Raw genomic sequence first — 17,539 nt, forward strand, 5'->3', positions numbered from 1 at the left:
CTCGATCTCGTCGCGCTGACGGCCCAGCTCGGATGTGATCGAGCCAAACAGCTCAGGATCACGATCGGCAAGGGACTGGGTGAAAAAACCGGTATCACGAAGATTGGCGTTCATGGGGGCTCCACATGGCAGGAATTATCTTGCGGATTTCCTATCGGAAACGGCACATCTGCAAAAGCTGTAAAGCGACGATTTGGCCCGCTGTGGCGTCAAGACTGGCCTATCGGGGAAAGGTATGTTTGTTTCGGAACCAAATGTGCAAGACCGGAAACCGGAAAAGATGACGAAGAGAATCGCCTTTCTCGCCAGCGACGCAAAAGTGGCGCAAACTGCGCGGGACAGCCTTGTGAAACTTTATGGCAATGCCGCCCCCCGGGATGCGGATGTCGTTGTCGCCTTGGGTGGTGACGGGTTCATGCTGCACACACTGCACAACATGCAGCACCTTGATACGCCTGTGTATGGAATGAACCGGGGCACGATCGGGTTCCTGATGAATGAGTTTCATGAGGCCGACCTGATGGATCGTCTGGCAGATGCCGAAGAAGAGGTGATCAACCCTCTGGCAATGCAGGCCATGGATCAATCCGGCAAGCTGCATGAAGCGCTGGCCATCAACGAGGTGTCTTTGTTGCGTGCCGGCCCGCAGGCGGCGCGATTGAAGATCAGCGTCGACGGGCGGGTGCGAATGGCTGAGCTGGTCTGTGACGGCGCCTTGCTATCTACGCCAGCAGGATCAACGGCTTACAACTATTCGGCGCATGGACCGATTCTGCCGATCGGGTCCGATGTGCTGGCTCTGACCGCAATCGCTGCATTTCGACCCCGGCGGTGGCGCGGGGCGCTTTTGCCGAAGATCGCCAAGGTTCGATTCGACGTGTTGGACGCCGACAAGCGCCCGGTGATGGCAGATGCGGATTCGGTGTCCTTTGCCGATATCGACTGGGTCGAGATCCGCTCAGAACCGTCTATCCAGCACCGCATTCTGTTCGATCCGGGTCATGGGTTGGAAGAGCGTCTTATCTCGGAACAGTTCACCTGAAGCTTTGGGGCCAAGGCTTTTTTCTGCTTATGTGACCCAGTTCACAGGCGTTTCATTCATCTTTTGATAATCTTAACTTGCCCGGAGAACACGCCTAGGTGGGAGTGAGTGGCCACCAAGCGGCGTTGTCGAATAATTGCGCAGTTTTCGCGCCGGCGAGGGTAGGTGGTGCTACGCTCGTTGACCGATCTCCTGGTTTATTTGAGTAAGCGGACCCCGGGTACAAAAACCCGGGGTCAATTTCTTTGGTTGGGTTACTTTAAACGGTCTTAACCATTCTGTCCCAAAGCGGCAGGCACATCTGACCTACACGCGCCTCGATTGCGGCGGCGGCATCCACGGCCATATCTTCGCGCCAGCGCCGGGCGGCAATCTGGACGTTGATCGGTTGCGGTCCCTGCGGCAGATCAGCCAACCGCGCTGGAACGCAGGCGGCGGGCAGGCCCAGAAAATTCATTGCATAGGAATACACCGCGCAGCCGAGAACCTCGTGCACGCCTTCGGCACCTTCGGTGTCCCGGTCGGGTTTGAAAAATGGCTGCGGCAGGAAGGGAGACAGGACCAAAGGGTAATCCTGCATGAACAGTGACCATTCCCGCGCGTAATGGGTGCGCTTGGCCAACATCTGAACCAGATCGGTGCCAACGATGGGCGGGAATTCCTGAAAATAGACGTCAAAGATATCGCGGATGGTCTCGGACCCTGCAGCCTCGATATCGCCTTTCAATAGGGTCAGGACTTCACCCATCAGCGTGCGGTATCCCGTTCGGCCACAGTCGAACACATCGGGCGGGCTGATCTCTTCGACCTGATACCCCGCATCGATCAGAGCATCGCGTGCCGTTTCCAGCGCCTTGTCGACCTCGGGGTGCAGGGCATAGCCGAACGTGTACTTGGTGAAAGCGACCTTGATGTGTCCGTCCGGCGTTTCTCCGCGCCAGGGCATTGGCACATGGAACGGATCGCGCGGGTCGGCTGCGATAAGGCTGGGCATCGACAGGTGCAGATCGGCGGCGCAGCGTGTGATCAGCCCTTGCACGGACATGGATTGCGCCAGAAGTCCACGCTCGGCCTGTTGGCTGGGATTCCAGGCGGGTACGCGGTTGAGGCCGGGCTTTACCGTGACGGCCCCGTTGGCGGCGGCGGGAAAGCGCAGGCTGCCGCCAATATCGTTGCCATGGGCCAGCGCACCAATTCCGGCCATCACGGCGGCGCCAGCACCCCCCGAAGACCCGCCGGGTGAGATATGCCGTCCCCATGGGTTATGCGTGCGGCCGTGCAGTGGATTGTCGGTGTCGGCCCGGAACGAGAACTCGGGCGTGTTGGTGCGCCCGATCACCACTGCCCCGGCGTCTTGCAGGTTGCGCACGACGGGCGCGTCATCAGGGGCAATTACGTCTTTCAAAGCCACGACACCGTTCGATGTAGCATGGCCCTTTTGATCGACGTTGATTTTTATGGTCACGGGCAAGCCATGCAGCGGCCCGGTCTGCGCTCCTTTCGCCCGCGCCTGATCAAGGCCGCGCGCGCGTTCCAGCGCCTCGGTGCTCAAATCCTCGACCACCGCGTTCAGGTCCGGGTTGACCTGATGCATCCGCTCAATGGACGCGCGTACGGCGTCTTCGGCGCTCAGGTCTCCGCTGCGGGTGAGGGCGGTCAGGTCGGTGGCGCTCAGTCGCCAGATGTCGGAATGTGTCATGCGGCCTCATTGTCTTGGTCAGACACTAGGGGCCTTGGTCCCGGTTGCAAGGAAAAGGCGCAAGGCGGGCGGTCAGAGACCGCCCGCAGCGCGTTTACTGGGCGTAGCCGATGGACTTCAGCGCCACGGTGATTTCGTCCAGAATGGCTGGATCGTCGATGGTTGCGGGCATCTTGTAGTCCTGACTGTCCGCAATCGACACCATCGTGCCGCGCAGGATTTTGCCCGAGCGGGTCTTGGGCAGGCGATCCACTACAACGGCCTGCTTGAATGCGGCCACCGGGCCGATCTTTTCGCGGACCAGCTTGACAACATCCTGCACGACCTCACCGTGGTCGCGTTCGCAGCCCGCGTTCAGGCACAGGAAGCCCACCGGCATCTGCCCTTTTAGCTGATCGGTCACACCAATCACGGCGCATTCGGCCACGTCGGGGTGGGCGGCCAGAACCTCTTCCATTCCGCCGGTGGACAGGCGGTGGCCCGCGACGTTGATCACGTCATCGGTGCGCGCCATGATGTAAAGATATCCGTCCTCATCAATCATGCCTGCATCGCCGGTTTCATAGTAGCCGGGGAAGTGTTCCAGGTATGAGCTTTTGAACCGCTCTTCTGCGTTCCACAAAGTCGGCAAGGTGCCCGGAGGCAGCGGCAATTTGACCGCAATCGCGCCCAGTTCACCCGGCTTCATCGGGTGACCACCTTCGTCCAGGATCTGCACGTCATAACCCGGCATCGGCTTGGCCGGAGAGCCCAGCTTGACCGGCAATTCCTCGATCCCTAGCGGGTTGCCCGCGATGGCCCAACCTGTTTCAGTCTGCCACCAGTGGTCGATCACCGGAACTTTCAGCGCGTTCTGAGCCCATTCGATCGTATCGGGATCAGCGCGTTCACCTGCCAGATACAAGGCGCGTAGGTTGGACAGGTCGTATTTCGCCAGCATCTCGCCCTTGGGGTCTTCGCGTTTGACGGCGCGGATGGCGGTGGGGGCGGTAAAGAAGCTTTTGACCTTGTGCTCGGAAATCACCCGCCAGAAGGTGCCCGCATCGGGGGTGCCGACTGGTTTGCCTTCGAAGACGATAGTGGTGTTGCCGTGGATCAGCGGTGCGTAGCAGATGTAGGAATGCCCCACGACCCAGCCCACATCGGACGCCGCCCAGAATACGTCGCCGGGATCGACATCATAGATGTTCTTCATCGTCCAGTTCAGTGCAACCAGATGACCTGCGGTCGGGCGCACGACGCCCTTGGGCGCACCGGTGGTGCCCGAAGTATAGAGGATATACGCCGGATCGTTGCCATCCACCGGCACACATTCCGCCGGCTCAACACCGTATTGGAAGCCGTGCCAGTTATAGTCACGCCCCTCGACCAGCTGCGCTACTTCCTGTTCGCGCTGGAAGATCACGCAGAAATCGGGCTTGTGCTCGGCCATCTCGATGGCGCCGTCCAGAAGGGGTTTGTAGTGCACCACGCGGCCCGGCTCCATCCCGCAAGAGGCGGCGATGATCGCCTTGGGTTTTGCATCGTCAATCCGGACGGCCAGTTCGTTGCTTGCAAATCCACCGAACACGACCGAGTGCACGGCGCCAAGACGGGCGCAGGCCAGCATCGCCTCAAGCGCCTCGGGGATCATCGGCATGTAGATGATGACCCGGTCACCTTTTTCGACACCCTTGGCCCGCAGAGCGCCGGCCAAGTTAGCCACGCGGTTGCGCAGCTCGACATAGGAAATCTCGCGCTTGGTGTGGGTGATCGGGCTGTCATAGATGATGGCCGTCTGCTCTCCGCGACCGTTTTCGACGTGGCGGTCCACCGCGTTCCAGCATGTGTTGACCTTGGCGTCGCAGAACCATTCATACATCGGCGCGTTGTCGTCAAACAGCGCTTTGGTCGGAGGTTGAACCCAATCGATCCCTTTTGCGGCCTCCATCCAGTATGCCTCTGGATCGGATTTCCAGCTTTCGTAAACGTCCTGATAAGCCACGTTGGTCTCCTCCTTAAATCCCTTGCGCAGTGTGTAAGGTGGGTAGGGGGGCACACACAAGCGAGGGACATAACGGGGCGTCACTTTATCGCAAAATCTTTGCAGGATACGCCGAATTCGACTGCAAATTTTTGCAAAGTGTTTTGGCAGGGCAAAGTTGCGCGGCTGGAATGCAGGATTTTGCAAATCTGCAAAGTTGGGCGTGCAAAGAATCACTGACGCTCGGGATTTGCTCAGGTGCCAACGCGGGCACCCGAGCCCCTGTTTTCGGCGTTAGCCGTAATGCGCCACCGGCGTTCCGGCAATTGCGGCCATGTTCAGCAACCCGCGGGCCGTGATAGATGGGGTCACGATATGCGCCTTGTTGCCCATGCCCATCAGGATCGGCCCGACTTCCAGTCCGTCAGCTTTCATCTTCAGGATATTGCGCACACCGCTGGCCGCATCTGCATGGGCGAAGATCAGAACATTTGCCATGCCGTCCAGGCGCGAGTTCGGGAAAATCCGAGACCGCAGCTCTGGGTCCAGCGCTAGATCGAGGTTCATTTCACCTTCATAGGTAAAGTCGCGTGGTTCGGCATCCAGGATCTCCAGCGCGGCGCGCAGACGTTTGCCCGAGCCTTCGGCCTGATTGCCGAATTGCGATTGCGAGCAGAAGGCGATCTTGGGTTCGATACCGAAGCGGCGCACGTGGCGCGCGGCCCCGAGTGTGGATTCGGCCAGTTCTTCGGGTGTCGGCAATTGCCGGACATGGGTGTCGGCGATGAACAGGGGTCCGTCCTCGAGGATCATCAGGGACAGCGCGCCGTGCGGGCGCAAGTCGCCATCGGCCAGAACCTGTTGCACATAGTTCAGATGCCAGCGGTACTCGCCAAAGGTGCCGCAGATCATGCTATCTGCCTCGCCCCTATGTACCATGATGGCGGCAATCGCAGTGTTGTTCGTGCGCATGATCGCCTTGGCCAGATCGGGCGTCACGCCGCGGCGCTGCATGAGCGCGTGGTACGAGTTCCAATAGTCATAGTACCGCGGGTCATCCTGCGGGTTCACGATCTGGAAATCCTCACCGGGGCGAACCGTCAGGCCCATCCTCTCGCACCGGGCGCTAATAACGTCGGGACGGCCAATCAGGATGGGTGTTTCTGTGGTTTCCTCCAGAATGGCCTGTGCAGCGCGCAGCACGCGTTCATCTTCGCCCTCGGCAAATACGATCCGGCGCGAAGCGACGGCGGCAGCCTCGAATACAGGCCGCATGATCAGAGCGGATTTGAATACGGTCTGGTTCAGGCGTTCTTTATACGCCTCGATATCGTCGATCGGGCGCTTGGCGACGCCGCTGTCCATCGCTGCCTTAGCCACGGAGGAGGACACGACGCCCACCAGACGCGGGTCAAACGGTTTCGGGATTAGATAATCCGGGCCGAAGGTCAGTTGTTCGCCCTTATAGGCCGCAGCGGCTTCGGCGCTGGTGGTGGCGCGGGCCATCTCGGCGATGCCATCGACGCAAGCGATCTGCATCTCGTCGTTGATTTCGGTCGCCCCCACATCCAGCGCGCCCCGGAAGATGAAGGGGAAGCACAAGACGTTGTTGACCTGATTGGGGAAGTCGCTGCGACCGGTGGCGATGATCGCATCCGGTGCGACCTCACGCGCGGCTTGCGGCAGAATCTCGGGCGTCGGGTTTGCAAGCGCGAAGATGATCGGGCGCTTGGCCATTTTCTCGACCATTTCGGGCTTGAGCACATTGGGGCCGCTGAGGCCTAGGAACAGGTCGGCATCGCCAATCACGTCATCCAACGTGCGCAGGTCGGTTTTCTGCGCGAACTGGTCTTTGTGCGGGTTCATATCTTCGGCACGGCCTTCGTAGACCAATCCGTGAATGTCACACAGCCAGATATTCTCTCGTTTGACGCCCAGTTTGACCAGCATCATCAGGCAGGCAATGCCCGCCGCGCCACCGCCGGTCGAGACGACTTTGACATCCTCGAATTTCTTGCCTGCCACATGCAGCGCGTTCTTCGCGGCCGCACCGACCACGATGGCGGTGCCGTGCTGATCGTCGTGAAAGACCGGAATGTTCATCCGCTCACGGCATAGCTTTTCAACGACAAAGCAATCGGGGGCCTTGATGTCTTCCAGATTGATGGCGCCAAAGGTCGGTTCCAGCGCGCAGACGATATCAGCCAGCTTTTCCGGGTCGGGCTGATCGACCTCGATGTCGAAACAATCGATGCCGGCGAATTTCTTGAACAGTACCGCCTTTCCCTCCATCACCGGTTTCGAGGCCAGCGCACCAATATTGCCCAGCCCCAGAACCGCCGTGCCGTTCGAGACAACCGCCACCAGATTGCCACGCGCGGTGTAGCGTTCTGCGTTGGATGCATCCGCCTTGATCTCGAGGCTGGCCTCGGCCACACCGGGTGAATAGGCGCGCGCCAGATCACGACCGTTGGCCATCGGCTTGGTCGCCTTGATTTCCAGCTTCCCGGGTTTTGGATGGGCGTGGTATTCAAGCGCGGCCTGCCGCAAACTGGGTGTATCCGACATCGAAATTCAGCTCCCTTCTGAAATTTGATTTAGCCTTAAACTAATTTTTTGGGCTTGGCTACGCTGCGTCACTTAAGAACGCAAAGCGGGCCGATTTGCCGCTGTGCTTGATTTCTGTCGCAAAACATTTACATTCCCGCAACTTTCGAACCCACCCCGTTTGCATCGAGAAAACCTGCATGAGCTATCAGAAAAACGTCGAGACGGTCGCGCCCCTCTCGTCGAACAAAAGCAAATTTGGATCCGTGCTCAGCGCGGTCATCGTTCTGGGCATAGTGATCTTGTGCGCCATCTCGCTGTGGCCGATGCAGGCGGCGGAGTTCAACCAAGAGGGCGGCCTGATCGAGACTGGCTCGGCCGCGGCGTTGCTGGCCGCTGGTTTGGTGGCGCTCTACCGGTATCGCGGGATCAGCCGCCTGTATATTGGTGTGGTTCTGCTGTTGCTGGCGGAACGAGAGCTTGAGGCCGAAATTTATGCGGTGGACAGCACGCCTTACTTTATTCTGAACGGTCTGGATGGCCTGCTGGATATGACGGTGGTACGGGTGGTGCTAGCGGTGATCGTGTTGGGCGGTCTAGTTTGGCACGGAATCCCGAACGGATGGCGAGCGTTCAAAGAACGGGCACCGTTTCTGCTGGTGTTCTTTCTGGCCGGTATGTGCGCTGTCATCGCGCAGGGGTTGGAAGAGGTCAGCAGCGCCATCGGCGCCGAGATGACAGCCGTCATGGCGACCCGTCTGTTCGTGCTGGAAGAAACGCTCGAGATGTTCTTTTCGGTTGGCATTTTGGCCGCCGTTCTGATCGGATGGCCGAAAGCCAAGGCCGATGAGACCACCCATGAACAAACCGCACGCCCAGACCCAAGCTGAATTCCGCCTGCCGACGCAGGAATTGCGCGACGACATCCCGTTTTATACCAAGGTTCTGGGGATGCGGATGGACATGATCTATCCCGCCGACGATCCGCGCATCGCTGTGTTTTCGGGCCACGGCCTGCGTCTGCGGATCGAAAAAGACGCGCCCGAACCGCCCGGAACATTGCGCATCCTGACAGAAAGCCCGGATGAATTCGCGGGTGGTCAGCGCAGCCTTGTGGCCCCCAACGGCACCCGAGTGGAGATCGACGAGTTGAACCCACCTCTGGTCATGCCGGAGACGGTCCATTCTTTCGTGGTGCGCAGGCTCAAGGACCAGGCGCCTTGGATCATTGGCCGGGCCGGGATGCATTATCGCGATCTGGTGCCGGACCGGCTGGGTGGCTCGATCATCGCCAGCCATATTCGCATTCCGGACGGTGGGCCGGTTCCTGATATGGTGCATTTCCACAAGGTCGGGTTTCAGCTGATCTTCTGCATCCATGGCTGGGTCGATGTGGTCTATGAGGATCAGGGCGACAAAATGCGCCTGACTGCGGGTGATTGCTTTATCCAGCCGCCGGAAATCCGACATCGTGTGCTTGAGGCCTCGGACAATGTGCAGGTGATCGAGATCGGCGTGCCGGCTGAACATGTCACCGAGATCGATCATGAGATGGACTTGCCCACACCACACTACCGCCCGGAACGGGAATGGCAGGGTCAACGGTTCGTCTTCAATCAGTCCGAAGGGGCCGAATGGGGGCCGTTCCGCCTGCCGGGGTATATTTGTCGCGACACGACCATTGCCGATAACACTAAAGGTGTTGCTGGTGTGCAGGTCGTGCGCAAAGGGCAGGGCGATCCGGTCTGGGCTGCTCATGACACGGATATCCACTTTACCTTTGTCATGAATGGGGAAGTCACGCTGGAGGGTGAAGGCCGCGATCCGTTCCGGCTTGAACAGGGGGATGCATTCGTCATTCCGCCCGGTATGCGTACCCGGCTGGCTGATCCCTCGGATGATGTTGAATTGCTCGAAGTGACCCTGCCGGGCACGTTCAATACGACGCTGGGCTAAGGAATCTGTCGCTCGGGGCTTCAACTCCCCGGGTGGTTTCATTTAGGGTATGTCTTTCTGACCAGATGATCAAAAATTGGGGAATCGCCATGACTTTGAAAGACGCCGCACTGTCCGTCCGCGAGAAAGCATATGCGCCCTATTCGAATTTCAAAGTTGGCGCGGCGATCCGGTCGGCCTCGGGCGAGGTTTATTCCGGCTGCAACGTCGAAAACGTGGCCTATCCCGAAGGCACCTGCGCCGAGGCTGGAGCCATCGCCGCCATGGTCGCTGCCGGCGAACAGAGCCTGACTGAGGTTTACGTGGTCGCGTCCTCTCCGCAACCGGTGCCGCCCTGTGGGGGGTGCCGCCAGAAGCTGGCCGAATTCGGCAAGCGCGACGTCAAAGTGACGCTGGCCACGGTCGACGGAGCCGAGTTCGAAACCACCATCGGTGACCTGCTGCCGGGCGCGTTCGACGCCTCGCACATGGAGGACGTCTGAGCCCATGGACGCCCGTTCGATCATCGCAAAGCTGCGCCGGGGGCAGGTGCCCACAGGTGAGGAACTGACATGGTTCGCGCAGGGTCTGGCCGATGGCGGCGTCAGTGACGCACAGGCAGGGGCCTTTGCCATGGCCGTTTGCATGGGTGGGTTGGGTGCGCAGGGGCGCGCCGATCTGACCGTGGCCATGCGCGACAGCGGCGATGTATTGAGCTGGGATTTCGACGGCCCGGTGATCGACAAACACTCGACCGGAGGGGTGGGCGACAGCGTTTCTCTGGTGCTGGCCCCGGCACTGGCTGAACTCGGCGCATATGTTCCGATGATCTCGGGCCGTGGGCTGGGGCACACCGGTGGCACGCTGGATAAACTGGAATCCATTCCGGGCGTCAGCACGCAGATCGGGCAGGAACGTCTGACCCAGATCTTGCGCGACACCGGCGCAGCCATTGTCGGTGCAACGGGGCAGATTGCTCCTGCGGACAAGCGCCTCTATGCGATCCGCGATGTGACGGCGACGGTGGAAAGTCTGGACCTCATCACCGCGTCGATCCTGTCCAAGAAACTGGCCGCCAGCCCCGAAGCCTTGGTGCTGGACGTCAAGGTCGGCTCGGGCGCTTTCATGAAAACGCTTGAAGATGCCCGCAATCTGGCGCGGGCCCTGACGGAAACGGCCAATGCCGCGGGGTGCAGGACCTCGGCCGTGATCACCGATATGCACCAACCCTTGGCCCCGGCGCTGGGCAATGCGCTGGAAGTGGCAGAGGTGATGAATGTTCTGACCAGGGCGCATTACGAACCGCTGGCCGAAATCTCGGCCGAGTTGGGCGGAGTGTTGCTGGCCGATGCAGGCATGTTCGCAACCGCCGATGAGGGGCGGGACAAGATCACGGACGTTATCCGCGATGGTCGTGCGGCTGAACGGTTTGGCCGTATGATGGCCGCGGTCGGTGGACCCTTACAGTTTGTCGATAATTGGTCCCGCTACTTGCCCGAAGCCAGTGTGATCCTTGAGGTGCCCGCTGATACCGGCGGCTACGTCACCGCAATAGATGGTGAGGCGCTGGGCCTCGCCGTGGTCGCGCTGGGCGGTGGCCGGCAGGTCGAAGATGACGTGATCGACCCGGCGGTTGGCCTGTCGGGTATTGTTCGGCTGGGTGACAAGATCGAAAAGGGCGCGCCTTTGGTGGTGGTTCACGCGGCTCGTGAAGACGCCGCGCAACGGGCCGCTGAAGCGGTTAAATTGGCGATAACCATTGGTCCGGATGCTGGGCCGACGCCGACGCTTGTTCACGAGAGGATCGCGCTATGACCCGTGCCATTCTTGTGGTGATGGACTCGGTCGGCATCGGCGGTGCGCCAGATGCGGATCGGTTCTTTAACGGCGAAACTCCGGATACCGGCGCCAACACATTGGCGCATATCGCGCAGGCCTGCGCCGAAGGCCGGGCAGAGGATGGACGGTCCGGCCTGCTGCACCTACCCAATCTGGATGCACTGGGGCTGGGGACCGCGGCACGTTTGGCTTCGGGCGCGGAAACGCCCGGGTTACAAGCCGAACCCGCGGGCCTTTGGGGCTGCGCGCGCGAGCATTCGCGGGGCAAGGACACGCCTTCGGGTCATTGGGAGTTGGCCGGGCTGCCGGTGCCGTGGGACTGGCATTACTTCCCAGACACGACGCCGTCCTTTCCCGCCGATCTAAGCCGCGATGCTGCCGAGGCCGCAGGAACCGATGGCATACTAGGTGATTGCCACGCCTCGGGTACTGCGATCATTGCCGAATTGGGGGCCGAGCACATGCGCACCGGCTGGCCGATCTGCTACACCTCCGCCGACAGCGTGTTCCAGATCGCCGCGCATGAGGAGAGCTTTGGTCTCGACCGCTTGCTGGACATGTGCAAGGCGCTGGCCCCGCGTCTGCATGAGATGAAAGTTGGCCGTGTCATCGCGCGGCCTTTTGTGGGAACGCCCGAACAGGGCTTCACCCGCACCACCAACCGCAAGGACTTTGCCATTCTGCCGCCCGCGCCGGTCCTGACGAACTGGGCGCAGGATGCCGGGCGCCGCGTGCACGCGGTGGGCAAGATCGGTGACATCTTCTCGATGCAGGGGATCGACACCCTGCGCAAGGGTTCGGATGCCGAGCTGATGGGTCACCTGTCCGATTTGGTCAATGAGGCCGAAGAGGGCAGCCTGACCTTCGCCAATTTCGTCGAGTTCGACAGCCTCTATGGTCACCGCCGCGATATCAGCGGATATGCCCGCGCGCTAGAATGGTTCGACCGTGAGATCGGCGTGATACTGTCGCGTCTGCGCCCCGGCGATCTGATGCTGTTGACCGCCGATCACGGCAATGATCCCAGCTGGATCGGCACTGATCATACGCGCGAACAAGTGCCTGTGCTGATTGCCGGGCAGGGCGCGGGTCAGATCGGCGCGGTTAATTTCGCCGACGTGGCCGCCAGCATCGCGCACCATTTGGACATTCCGGCACAAGGGCCGGGGAAGAGTTTCCTATGACTGTCGCAGACCTGCCCAAAATCGAACTGCACCTGCATCACGAAGGCGCGGCCCCGCCTGCTTTTATCCGTCAAATTGCACATGAAAAGCGCATCGATCTGAGCGGGATTTTCAAGCCCGACGGCAGCTATGACTTCCGCGACTTCGCGCATTTCCTCAGCGTTTATGAGGCCGCCTGCGAAGTGCTGAAAACGCCCGAGGATTTCCGTCGCTTAACGCTGGCGATCCTCGAAGAAAGCGCCGCCAACGGAGTGGTTTATTCTGAAACCTTCCTCAGCCCCGATTTCTGTGGCAGCGGTGACCTGCACGCTTGGCGCGATTTTCTGAATGCGATTCAGGACGCGGCGGATGAGGCCGAGCGCAAGTTTGATATCACCCTGCGCGGTGTCGTGACTTGCGTGCGCCATTTCGGGCCCGAGCAAGCCAAGCGCAGCGCCCATTGCGCCGCCGAGACGGCGGGAGACTGGATCACCGGCTTTGGCATGGGTGGCAACGAATCCGTCGGCACGCAGGGCGATTACAAGTGGGCCTTCGACTGCGCCCGAGAGGCTGGGCTGCGCCTGACCACCCATGCAGGTGAATTCGGCGGACCCGAAAGCGTGCGCGATGCTGTGCGCGATCTGGGGGTGGAACGAGTGGGTCATGGCGTCCGCGCAATCGAAGACCCCGACCTGATCCGCGAACTGGTCGACCGAGAGGTAACGCTTGAGGTTTGCCCGGGCTCGAACGTGGTTCTGGGCCTGTTCCCCGATTTCGCGGCGCACCCGATTGCCCGGTTGCGCGACCACGGGGTCAACGTCACTATCTCAACCGACGACCCGCCGTTTTTCCACACCACCATGCGGCGTGAATATGAGATGCTGAGCCAAGCCTTTGGTTGGGAGGCCGAAGACTTTGCTGCCCTGAATGAAACGGCCCTGAACGCGGCCTTCTGCGATGAAGAAACCCGCGCGCGAGTCAAGAAAAGACTGGAGAGAACATGAGCGAACACCTGACCGTCGTTGACCACCCGCTGGTGCAGCACAAACTGACGCTCATGCGGGACAAGGGCACCTCGACTGCCGTTTTCCGGCAGTTGCTGCGCGAGATCACGCTGCTGCTGGCCTATGAGGTCACACGCGAACTGAAGCTGACCACCCGCCACATCGAAACCCCGATGGAGGAGATGGACGCCCCCATTCTGGCAGGCAAGAAACTGGCGCTGGTGTCGATCCTGCGGGCCGGCAACGGGATGCTGGACGGAGTACTGGAACTGGTCCCCTCGGCGCGTGTCGGATTTGTTGGTCTGTACCGCGACGAAGAGACCCTGAAGCCGGTGCAGTATTATTTCAAGGCGCCCGAAGGGTTGAAGGACCGTCTGGTAATTGCTGTTGACCCGATGCTGGCCACCGGCAACAGTTCGGCCGCGGCGATTGATCTGCTGAAAGAGGCGGGCGCGACCGATATCCGTTTCCTCTGCCTGCTGGCTGCGCCCGAGGGTGTGGAACGCATGAAGGAGGCGCATCCGGATGTGAAAATCGTCACAGCGTCTCTGGACCGCGAGTTGAATTCAAAGGGTTACATCATGCCCGGTCTCGGCGATGCGGGCGACCGGATGTTCGGAACCAAGTAACGTCTACTCTCCGCAGATATTTTGGAGCCGGACCCAATCGCGGTCCGGCAGAACCTGTTGTAGGGGGCGGCCCGCCATCGGGTCGGCCTCGATCAGGCCCAGCACTGTCTCACCGGTGACATCCATCGCATAGGCATAAGGCGTCGACGGCAAGGCGGCCTGCGCGAATACGGCTAGAAGATCGTCATCAGGCAAGGTCGGGCGCGGTTCGGCCAGCACCTGTTCGGTGTAGTTGTCGACAATATCAGGCGTCAGCTCTCCGGTCGTCAGCAGGCGGAAGGCGGTTGTGACACCTGTGCGATCCAGCAACTCGTCCAGCGGATCCTGCGTCTGAGCCCGGGCGCGTTCGGCGATGATGTAACCAGCCGCGACCGAGGGGTCTTCGTGATCCTCGACCAAAGCCCGGTTCAGCAGAACGATGCCGCCTGGCAGGCTGAGGCTGTCTTGCACCCCGGCAGGCAGAATGATGACTTTTCGCACTCCGGTACGTGCGGCCAACTGGTCCAGCGCCGCCTCTGCATCCTCAGACGTGCAGGCTCGCCCCGAAACCCGCTCGATCCGGTGCAGAATCGCGTTGCCGATATCCTCGCGTTTAATCTCGGGCACGACCGAGACGACGTGGTTTTGCAAAGCCGACGGCATCCACAGCAGCAACAGCGCGGCCACGGCGGCCACCACACCCGCGACGCTGAGCCAGCGCAACCGCCCCGGATGGGGTCGCGCCCGGTCGATGGCCCGTTGCAGGCGGTCGATAGCCTCGATCATCGTGGTTTCGGAATCCTCCAGTTCCAACGTTTCATCCGGGTCGCCATCGGGGTTGAAGATCGCGGGGAACACACCCGGGTTCTGCCGTTCCAACGCGGCCAGAGACCAATGGGTCAACGCCTGTTCGTTGAAGTCCGAGATCGTCAGCGTAGCCTCACCAAGCGACACCACCACCTCTCGCCGCTGCGCATCGGGCGAGGGGCGCCACAGACCGGTGGCTTCGATCCGCTGGTACTGTTTAAGTGCCGTTTTCAAGATGAGGTATGCTCGTGATTATTTTGACTTAGCTTAGCATGGTAAAATCCAAAGGCGCAAACCTGTTGCGCGCGGATTGTTAAATGTGCTGGATAACACGATGCGCGGCACTTAACGCCGCTTTGTAACCGGGGCTTTGAATGCAAGCGGACAGTCAGACTTCACCGGTTTTGGCCTCGGTTCTGATGGTCAGTGCCATGGCCATCATAGGGGTGATCGACAACGTGGTAATCCTGCTGGCCGACACAATTGGCCTTTGGCAATTCCACCTGAGCCGCGCCCTGCTGATGTTACCGCTGATCGGTGGATTGTCGCTGTTAGGGATGGGCAGTTTGCGCCCGCAACGGCTGGGGCCTGTGATCCTGCGCAGCGTTCTGATCACACTGGCGATGCTGTTCTACTTTGCATCACTCGCGCTGATGCCGATTGCGCAGGCGCTGGCGGGGTTATTCACCTCGCCGATCTTTGTGCTGCTGATCTCGGCCCTTGCAATGGGCCAGAGGATCGGCCCGTGGCGCATTCTGGCAGTTCTGATTGGGTTTGCTGGTATTCTCTGTGTGTTGCAGCCCAATCCTTATGAATTCGATGCACAAACCCTTCTGCCGGTGGCCGGAGGGTTTTTCTACGCACTCAGTTCGATCATCACACGCAGCCATTGCGCACAGGAAAGCACTGTCGCGCTGTTGGCGGCGATGATCACTACCCTTGGGATGGCCGGAGCGATAGGCCTGATCGTGTTTTCGACCCTGCCGCATTCCTTCCCCGATGGTTTTGTGACGCGGGGGATGGTCTGGGACATGCAACCGGCGCTGCTCTGGATCGTCGTGCAGGCCGTTGGATCGACGATTGCCGTTTTCATGCTGATCAAGGCTTATCAGATTGGTGAGACCTCCTATGTTGCGGTGTTCGAATACTCGGTGATGATCTTCGGTCCACTGTTCGCCTGGGTCGCGCTGGGTCAGGCGATCGGTGTCATGCAGATTGCCGGGATCGGATTGATCGCCGCAGCCGGAGCGCTGCTGGGCTGGAGATCAAGGCGCGCAGCCGCATTGGAGGACACAGCGTGATCATCTCGCGCGGGCGACGGTATGTGTTCGTTCACATCCCAAAGACAGGCGGTACGTCGCTGGCGCAGGCGCTGGAACAGCGGGCGATGAAAGATGACATCCTTATCGGAGATACGCCCAAAGCCGTGAAGCGCCGCAAGCGGGTCAAGGCGCTGAAGGGCAGGGGGCGGTTGTGGAAACACTCCACGCTGGCGGATATCGACGGGGTTCTGTCGATTGAAGAATTACAGTCGCTGACCACGTTCACCCTTGTACGCAACCCATGGGACCAGATCGTTAGTTACTACCACTGGTTACGTGAGCAAAGCTTCGATCACGCCGCGGTTTCGCTGGCCAAGTCTTTGCCCTTCAGTCAGTTCGTTCAACACCCCGACATAGGGCGATCTTTCCGGTTGAACCCTGCGCGCCACTACATGACACGGGCTGATGGGGTCGAACAGTGCCGATTTTTCATCCGGCTTGAGCACTTCGAAGAGGATGCGGCCCCTGTTTTCGGCCACCTCGGATTTAACATAAACTTGCCTCACCTCAACCGATCTGCACGAGCCGAAGACTATCGCCGGTCCTATTCTGATCAGACGGCTTCTGTGGTGGCCGAAATTTGCGCAGAGGACATTGCCAGATTCGGGTACGCCTTTGATCCGGCGGTTGGTTCATAGTTTCCAAATGAATCCCAATGGCATCAGAATTGGGTCTGTTGTCTAGGTTTTGAGTGTTTGGTGGGCCCAGAATGACCCAAATGGGGCCTCAATATGTCAAAATTAAGTCACGCATCCCGACCCTGTGGTACCAACTAAGCTTAGTTTTTTGTGTGTAATAGGTGGGTTGGTTCTTGTTGAAAGTAGAGAGTGTTATAGATTTCGCAGAACGGTCCGAGTACCAGAGTAGCGCAGAACCACAGGCTGTGCTGAACGCTCGCCGAGGTGGTCTGGTGCACGGAACCAAAGTTGCGACAAGGGCGGGGTGGAAGCTTGTCGAAGAGCTTCAGGTCGGTGACTTTGTTCGCACTGTGGACAACGGTTTCAGGCCGGTAAACCGTATTTCGGAAGATTGCATTACAGTGCCGCACGGCGAAACCAAGGCCGAGTGCATGCCGGTTTGTGTACCTTCAAACGCGGCCTATAACGGGCGTCCAGTCTGGCTGATGCCAGAGCAAGGTGTCGTACTGGATAGCACCAAGCTGGGCCATGATCCGTTCACATCGCCAGCCAGAGCGCCGATCGTCTCGGCAAGGCTTCTGGGTGGGGTTTTCCGGATCACCCCGGATGTGCCCGCGACATGTTTCGACGTCACTACCCTTTTCTTCGATCAGGATGAGGTGATCTTTATCGAAGGCGGATTTCGGGCCTTTTGCCCCTCGGGACGCTTTGGGATTGGCCACCAATCCGGTGGTGCGTCGTACGAGGTTGTCACAGCCGAGGTTGCTGCGGATTTGATTTATCTGACCGCAAGACGCGGCGATATTGGTGTTCTGGCAAACTCGCTGGGCTCGCTGCCCGCGCCGGTTTTTGACCATCCGATTGTTCCTGTGAGGCCGGTCAGAGGCGCGCGTCGGCCCGGGCGACCGGGGCGGCCAGTGATGATGATCTGAACGGGGAACTATCTGAAACCAAAAGGTTACGCTGGCGCAA

Annotated in this window: 15 protein-coding genes; 11 read left to right on the forward strand and 4 right to left on the reverse strand. The window is 60.0% G+C overall.

Translation table 11 applies throughout. The features are described from left to right. The first annotated feature begins 280 nt into the window (after positions 1-280). Positions 281-1,042, forward strand: coding sequence for an NAD kinase (locus ACR0ER_RS03740; protein WP_254437875.1), 762 nt, complete (start codon positions 281-283; stop codon positions 1,040-1,042). Between the two features lie 259 nt (positions 1,043-1,301). On the opposite strand, the gene ACR0ER_RS03745 is transcribed toward ACR0ER_RS03740, so the two are convergent. From ACR0ER_RS03745 to ACR0ER_RS03755, 3 genes are all read right to left on the reverse strand, one after another. Further along, positions 1,302-2,741 carry an amidase family protein gene (locus tag ACR0ER_RS03745; RefSeq protein ID WP_480767784.1) on the reverse strand — a complete coding sequence of 480 codons (1,440 nt, stop codon included), beginning with the start codon at positions 2,739-2,741 and terminating at the stop codon, positions 1,302-1,304. Between the two features lie 94 nt (positions 2,742-2,835). After that, positions 2,836-4,725 carry a propionate-CoA ligase PrpE gene (gene prpE, locus ACR0ER_RS03750; RefSeq protein ID WP_480767785.1) on the reverse strand — a complete coding sequence of 630 codons (1,890 nt, stop codon included), beginning with the start codon at positions 4,723-4,725 and terminating at the stop codon, positions 2,836-2,838. A gap of 273 nt (positions 4,726-4,998) precedes the next feature. Continuing rightward, complete coding sequence (locus ACR0ER_RS03755; RefSeq protein ID WP_480767786.1) at positions 4,999-7,272, reverse strand: NADP-dependent malic enzyme; 2,274 nt, start codon at positions 7,270-7,272, stop codon at positions 4,999-5,001. Positions 7,273-7,451: 179 nt separating this feature from the next. On the opposite strand from ACR0ER_RS03755, the gene ACR0ER_RS03760 reads away from it, so the two are divergent. From ACR0ER_RS03760 to upp, 7 genes are all read left to right on the forward strand, one after another. Further along, the gene (locus ACR0ER_RS03760) at positions 7,452-8,141 is read left to right on the forward strand and encodes a hypothetical protein (RefSeq protein WP_480767787.1); all 690 of its coding nucleotides are present in this window, start codon (positions 7,452-7,454) and stop codon (positions 8,139-8,141) included. Continuing rightward, entirely contained in the window at positions 8,110-9,207 is a 1,098-nt protein-coding gene (locus ACR0ER_RS03765) for a cupin domain-containing protein (RefSeq protein WP_480767788.1), read from the forward strand. The genes ACR0ER_RS03760 and ACR0ER_RS03765 overlap by 32 nt, the downstream gene beginning before the upstream one ends. 89 nt (positions 9,208-9,296) lie before the next feature. Continuing rightward, entirely contained in the window at positions 9,297-9,689 is a 393-nt protein-coding gene (locus ACR0ER_RS03770; protein ID WP_475208757.1) for a cytidine deaminase, read from the forward strand. 4 nt (positions 9,690-9,693) lie between these two features. Next, entirely contained in the window at positions 9,694-11,001 is a 1,308-nt protein-coding gene (locus ACR0ER_RS03775; protein ID WP_480767789.1) for a thymidine phosphorylase, read from the forward strand. Beyond that, on the forward strand, positions 10,998-12,209 hold the full coding sequence (locus ACR0ER_RS03780) for a phosphopentomutase (protein WP_480767790.1): 1,212 nt from the start codon (positions 10,998-11,000) through the stop codon (positions 12,207-12,209). Before ACR0ER_RS03775 ends, ACR0ER_RS03780 begins: the two co-directional genes overlap by 4 nt. Further along, positions 12,206-13,192 (forward strand): adenosine deaminase, encoded by a 987-nt coding sequence (locus tag ACR0ER_RS03785; RefSeq protein ID WP_480767791.1) that lies wholly within the window; start codon positions 12,206-12,208, stop codon positions 13,190-13,192. The genes ACR0ER_RS03780 and ACR0ER_RS03785 overlap by 4 nt, the downstream gene beginning before the upstream one ends. Next, on the forward strand, positions 13,189-13,821 hold the full coding sequence (upp, locus tag ACR0ER_RS03790) for a uracil phosphoribosyltransferase (protein WP_480767792.1): 633 nt from the start codon (positions 13,189-13,191) through the stop codon (positions 13,819-13,821). Before ACR0ER_RS03785 ends, upp begins: the two co-directional genes overlap by 4 nt. A gap of 3 nt (positions 13,822-13,824) precedes the next feature. On the opposite strand, the gene ACR0ER_RS03795 is transcribed toward upp, so the two are convergent. Continuing rightward, positions 13,825-14,841: a hypothetical protein gene (locus tag ACR0ER_RS03795; RefSeq protein WP_480767793.1), complete on the reverse strand. Its 1,017-nt coding sequence runs from the start codon at positions 14,839-14,841 to the stop codon at positions 13,825-13,827. 140 nt (positions 14,842-14,981) lie between these two features. Between ACR0ER_RS03795 and ACR0ER_RS03800 the strand changes: the two genes are divergently transcribed. The 3 genes from ACR0ER_RS03800 (at position 14,982) to ACR0ER_RS03810 (ending at position 17,499) form a co-directional block, all read left to right on the forward strand. Further along, a complete protein-coding gene (locus ACR0ER_RS03800; RefSeq protein ID WP_480767794.1) occupies positions 14,982-15,908 on the forward strand; it encodes a DMT family transporter in 927 nt (308 codons plus the stop codon). After that, entirely contained in the window at positions 15,905-16,567 is a 663-nt protein-coding gene (locus ACR0ER_RS03805; protein WP_480767795.1) for a sulfotransferase family 2 domain-containing protein, read from the forward strand. Before ACR0ER_RS03800 ends, ACR0ER_RS03805 begins: the two co-directional genes overlap by 4 nt. Positions 16,568-16,839: 272 nt before the next feature. Next, complete coding sequence (locus ACR0ER_RS03810; protein ID WP_480767796.1) at positions 16,840-17,499, forward strand: Hint domain-containing protein; 660 nt, start codon at positions 16,840-16,842, stop codon at positions 17,497-17,499. Positions 17,500-17,539 lie beyond the last annotated feature (40 nt).

Source organism: Ruegeria sp. CH8 (assembly GCF_056536985.1).